We start from the raw sequence: 5,104 nt of genomic DNA on the forward strand, positions 1-5,104 counted from the left end.
GCGGGGCGGGGGGGTTCTGGTGCCGCGCGGCCCCCCCCCCCCCGGGCCCGCGCTGGGGGGCGGGGGCGCCCCGCCGGGCGCCCCCGGCCGGCCGTCGCTCGTCCAGCGAGCGGAGCATGGCGACCAGCGTGTCCCGATCGGGCATCCGGGTGGACAGCGAGGACAGCAGCGCCACCGTCTCGCCGGAGCGGAGGGCGCCGTCGCGCAGCTGGTCCCAGAAGGACCCCCACATCTCCTGATCGACGACGGCGCGGTCCCGGCCGATCAGCGCTCGCAGCACCTCGTGCATGGCTAGGGGGCGTCCGTCCGGTGCTGCTGGGCCTGTTCGATGAACCTGCTGATCGAGCCGACGGAGCGGAAGCTGTCCGGGTCGAGGTCGAGGTCGATCTCCTCGACGCGCAGGTCGAAGCAGTCCTCCAGCCAGGCGATCGTCTTGAGCAGGCCGAGGCTGTCGATGACCCCGCCGTCCACGAGGTCGTAGTCGGAGTCCAGTTCGTTCGCGCCGACGTCCGGCAGGAACTCCTCGATGATGAACTGCGTGACTACCGCGGCGTGTTTCACGTGGCCGTTCCTTCGTTTGGCTGGGACGGGGAGCAGGCGAGCTGGAGGGGCGTGCGGTCGATCTTTCCGGTGGACGTCCTGGGCAGCGGGTCGTCCACGATGAGCAGGGTCGAGGGGACGGCGGTGAGCGGAAGCCGTTGTGCGCAGTGCCGGCGCAGCGCCAGCGAGTTCAGCCGGCTGTCCGGGGCGCGGCGGACCACGCCCCGCAGCAGGCGGCCGGCCACCGGGTCGGGCACGGCCACCACGGCGGCCTCGACGACGTCGGGATGGTCGAGCAGCACCTGCTCGACCTCGTGGGTGTTGACCCGCACGCCGCGGACCTTGACCTGGTGGTCGTTGCGGCCTTCCAGGGTGATGCGGCCGTCCCGGTCACGCCGTACGAGGTCGCCGCTGCGGAAGTAGCGCCGGGCCTGCCCGTCGTGGTGGTGGGTCGCGAACCTGTCCGCGTCCTGGGCCCGGTCCAGGTAGCCGTCGGTCTGGAAGGGCGTCGCGACGTGGAGCTCGCCGGTTCCCGGCCCGGTCAGGATCCCGCCGTCGGCACCGACGATCACCGCGTGGACTCCGGGCAGCGGGCGCCCGATCGGCACCGGGCCGTCCGCCGGTTCGGTGCCGTCGACCTCGTGCAGGAAGCTGTCGTTGGTCTCGGTGCAGCCGTAGACGTTGTGGAGCCGCGCGCCGGTGAACAGCTGCGGGAGTTCGGCCAGGCAGCGGGCGGGCATGCTGTCGCCGGTGAAGACGACGTGCTCGACGGTGTCGAGCCGCCGGCCGCTCCCGGCGGCCGCGTCGACCAGCAGACGGTAGAACATCGGTACCGCCTGGACGAGTTGGACCGCGTGGCGGGACACGAGGTCCAGCAGGTAGCCCGGCTGGGTGGCCCGGGCCGGATCGACCAGGACGACGCGGCCGCCGTACTTGAGCGTGGTCCAGATGTCCAGCAGGCACAGGTCGAAGGTGAGCGGCGCGTAGTTGAGGACCGTCGTTCCCCGGCGGATGCCGAACTGCTCGCCGGCCCAGGTGGTGAAGCGGTCCACCGCCCCCGTGCTCAGCGGCACGATCTTCGGCCGCCCGGTGGAACCGGAGGTGGTGAACATGAAGGAGACGTCGGCGGGCTCCGTACGGCGCGGCGCCTCCGGTTCCGCCGGCCGGTCCGGGGCGCCCGACCCGGGTCCGAGCGCCCGGGGGCTCTCCGGCGACAGGACGTGCCGGATTCCGGCCTGCTCGACCAGCGCGTGGGGCGTCCTCCCGTCCGGCGTGGGCGCCGGCAGCAGCAGGAAGCGCCGCCCTTCCAGCAGGCAGGCGAGCACCAGGGCGATCGTCGAGGGCGACTTGGCGGCCGGGATGCCGACCGGCTCGTCCCCGCCCGGGGCGAGCCGGGCGATCCGGCCGCGCTCCCGCTCCGCCAGCTGGTGGAGTTCACGGTAGGTCGTCTCTTCTCCGCGCCATATCAGCGCCGGATCACCGGGGTGGCTGGTGGCGTGCGAGACGAATGAACCCACCAGGCTCTGCTGCTGCATCACGACTTCTCCGAGTTCATGCAACGGGGTGGGTTCATATACAACGGATGAGTTCATGCAACGGGTTCACCGATCTTATTCGGAACAATGAAGGCCCGACAGGAAAGGGGCCCACCCGGTCGCCCCTTGGAGACAGAAGAATTATCACGTGGTGCCCGTCCATGGAAGTGGGGTGCGCGATCCGCATCATGACAGCACGTCAGAGAGGGTGCCGGGCCGGCCGCGCCGATGCTAACCGTCGAGCGTGTTCGATCTACATAAGGATTCCAGCGGACTGGCGTAAATATTGTCTTGATGCCTGCAACCCTGTTCTCGATCTTGCGGAGTGAGACGGCAGCGACCTAGTATCCGCCGTACTGTTCGCCAAGTCGCGAATCGGCGAGGGGATTTCCGGGGCGCTGAAGCGTTCCCGATCGCCGTGAAAGGTGCATCCGTCATGCCTGGTCCCGATCGGCGCGCGCACGCTCCGACCCTGTTGTCCTTCGCCCAGCAACGGCTGTGGTTCCTCGACCGGCTGCGGCCGGGCCGGCCGGACCACAACGTCCCGACCGCGGTACGCCTGCGCGGCCGGCTGGACGAGGGGGCGCTCACCCGGGCGCTGACTGAAGTCGTGCGGCGCCACGAGGTGTTGCGCGGCAGGATCGTCGACAGCGAGGACGGCCCGCGCCACGTCGCGGAGCCGGTCGAGACCTTCGTACCGACGATCACCGATCTGACGCACACCCCGGCGGAGCAGGCCTGGCAGCGGGCCCGGGAGCTGGCGGCCGCCGATCTGGCGACCCCGTTCGACCTCGGGACCGCTCCGATGCTGCGGGCCCGACTGATCCGCATCGCCCCCGACGACCACCTGCTGCTCCTGGTGATCCACCACATCGCCTGCGACGGCTGGTCGTTGTCGGTGCTGTGGCAGGAGTTCTCCGCCGGATACGGCGCTGCCGTCGACGGCCGGCCGATCGCCCTGGCGGACCTGCCCGTCCAGTACGCCGATTTCGCCGACTGGCAACGGAGCCACCAGGCCGGAACGGCGATGCTGGACCAACTCGCCTACTGGCGCGAGCACTTGGCCGACCTGAGCCCGTCGGCGCTCCCGACGGACCGACCCCGCCCCGCGGCGTGGTCAGGCCGGGGCGACCAGGTCGAGATCGAGATCCCCGCAGAACTCGCCGACCGAATACGTACATTGGGGCGCGCCCACGAGGTGACGCCGTTCATGACGCTGCTGGCCGCCTTCCAGGTCCTGCTCGCGCGCTGCACGGGACAGACCGACGTGACGGTGGGGACGCCGATCTCCGGGCGGACCCGGATCGAGGTGGAGCCGCTGGTCGGCTTCTTCGTCAACACGCTCGTCCTGCGCACCGACCTGTCGGGCGACCCCGGCTTCACCGACGTGCTCGCCCGGGTGCGGCGGGGCGCGGTGGAGGCCTACGCCCACCAGGACGTCCCCTTCGAACGGCTGGTCCAGGAGCTGCGGCCCGAACGTGATCTCGGCCAACACCCGCTGTTCACGGTCATGTTCCAGCTGGAGGATCCGCCCGCGCTCCCGTCCGGCCTCCCGGGGCTTGAAGTGAGTGACCATCAGATGCCGAACGACGTGGCGAAGTTCGACATCGAGGTCTCCATGACGGACGGCGGCGATCGCCTCACCGGCGTCATCCGCTACGCCGCCGACCTCTTCGACCGTGACACGGTGCGGCAACTCTCCGAGGGTTTCAGGTCGTTGCTCGACGAGCTCGTCGGCAGCCCCGAACGGCCGATATCGGCGTGGGAGACCCCTCCCGGCCTCCGGGTGAGCCGCCCCGCTCCCACACCTGGGAGCGAGACCGGGCCCGAGCCCGCCACCGAGTCCGAGCCCGCCACCGAGTCCGGCCCCGCCACCGAGACCGAGCTCCTCGTGCTGGAGACCTGGGCCGAGGTGCTCGGTGTCACCCCGGACGGCGTGGACAGCGACTTCTTCGAGCTGGGCGGTCATTCGCTCCTCGCCTCGAAGGTCATGTCCCGACTCGGCCGGGCACTCGACCTCGAACTGCCCGTCGCCCTGCTCTTCTACCACCCGACCGTCGCCGAACTCGCCGACGGCATCGACGCGGCGTTGCTGGCGGACCTCGGCGCCGCCGCCGAAGCGGAACCGCTTCCCGCCGGAAAGGCCCGTCACCCGTGAAGGCACAGCAGAGTCGACCCGAGCCCGGCCAGCCGGCCGGTTCCACACCCGGAGCCGCCCCGTCGACCGGTCCCACCCGGGCCACCACACGGGCCGCCACACGGGCCCTGCTCGACCAACGCGTCCGCGCGGCCCGAAGCAGGGCCGCCGAGGGCGAGCCGGAGGCCGCGATCCCACCCCGCCCGGCGGGTGCGCAGGTCACTTCGTTCACCCAGGAACGCATGTGGCTGATCGAGCGGCTGTCCACCGGCCCCGCGATGTACAACGTCCACGAGGTCTTCCGGCTGCACGGCCCGCTGGACGTGGCGGCCCTCGGCCACAGCCTCACCGAGCTGGTGCGGCGCCACGAAGTCCTGCGCACCGCCTTCCCCGAGCGGGACGGGCGCCCCAGCCCCTCGGTCGAGCCGGCCCGGCCGTTCGACCTGCCCGTCACGGACCTCCGGGCCGAGCCCGCGGAACGCCGGACGCGGCTGGCCCGCGATCTCGTCCAGTCCGAGATCCTGCGCCCGTTCGACCTGGCCACCGCCCCGCTGCTGCGCGCATCGCTGCTGCGGGTCGACGAGGACGAACACGTCCTGGTGGTGGTCGTCCACCACATCGCCGTCGACGGCTGGTCGATGCCGCTGCTGTGGGACGACCTGTCGGCGATGTACCGGAGCCGGCTGGAAGGCCGCGAGCACGAGCTGCCCCCCTTGCGGATCCAGTACGCGGACTTCGCCCACTGGCAGCGGGCCCGGCTCTCCGGCGAACGCCTGCAACGCCAACTGGACTACTGGAGCGCACAGTTGTCCGGGCTGTCGCCGCTGGACCTGCCCACCGACCGGGGCGGGCGCGCCGGGGCGGGCGGGGCGGGGCGGGCGCGGGCCCTCAC

At 71.5% G+C, this 5,104-nt stretch carries 4 protein-coding genes and 1 pseudogene; 2 read left to right on the plus strand and 3 right to left on the minus strand.

Annotated features, from left to right (window positions below):
* The 3 genes and pseudogenes from ACFV6I_RS04460 to ACFV6I_RS04470 all read right to left on the minus strand — a co-directional run.
* Nucleotides 1–289, minus strand: a pseudogene (locus tag ACFV6I_RS04460) (hypothetical protein); the annotation flags it as partial.
* 2 nt (nt 290–291) lie between these two features.
* Entirely contained in the window at nt 292–561 is a 270-nt protein-coding gene (locus ACFV6I_RS04465) for a hypothetical protein (protein WP_063352276.1), read from the minus strand.
* On the minus strand, nt 558–2,075 hold the full coding sequence (locus tag ACFV6I_RS04470; RefSeq protein ID WP_380423530.1) for an AMP-binding protein: 1,518 nt from the start codon (nt 2,073–2,075) through the stop codon (nt 558–560). Before ACFV6I_RS04470 ends, ACFV6I_RS04465 begins: the two co-directional genes overlap by 4 nt.
* A gap of 436 nt (nt 2,076–2,511) precedes the next feature.
* Between ACFV6I_RS04470 and ACFV6I_RS04475 the strand changes: the two genes are divergently transcribed.
* Complete coding sequence (locus tag ACFV6I_RS04475; protein ID WP_380423531.1) at nt 2,512–4,233, plus strand: condensation domain-containing protein; 1,722 nt, start codon at nt 2,512–2,514, stop codon at nt 4,231–4,233.
* A gap of 221 nt (nt 4,234–4,454) precedes the next feature.
* A partial coding sequence (locus ACFV6I_RS04480; protein ID WP_380423532.1) for a condensation domain-containing protein occupies nt 4,455–5,104 on the plus strand: 650 nt, incomplete at its 3' end.

The sequence above is a fragment of the Kitasatospora sp. NPDC059803 genome (assembly GCF_042732255.1).
GTDB lineage: Bacteria > Actinomycetota > Actinomycetes > Streptomycetales > Streptomycetaceae > Kitasatospora.

Bases quoted from the DNA above. Each gene is read 5' to 3' on its own strand.
- ACFV6I_RS04475 (WP_380423531.1), top strand. From the start codon at position 2,512: ATGCCTGGTCCCGATCGGCGCGCGCACGCTCCGACCCTGTTGTCCTTC.
- ACFV6I_RS04470 (WP_380423530.1), bottom strand. From the start codon at position 2,075: ATGCAGCAGCAGAGCCTGGTGGGTTCATTCGTCTCGCACGCCACCAGC.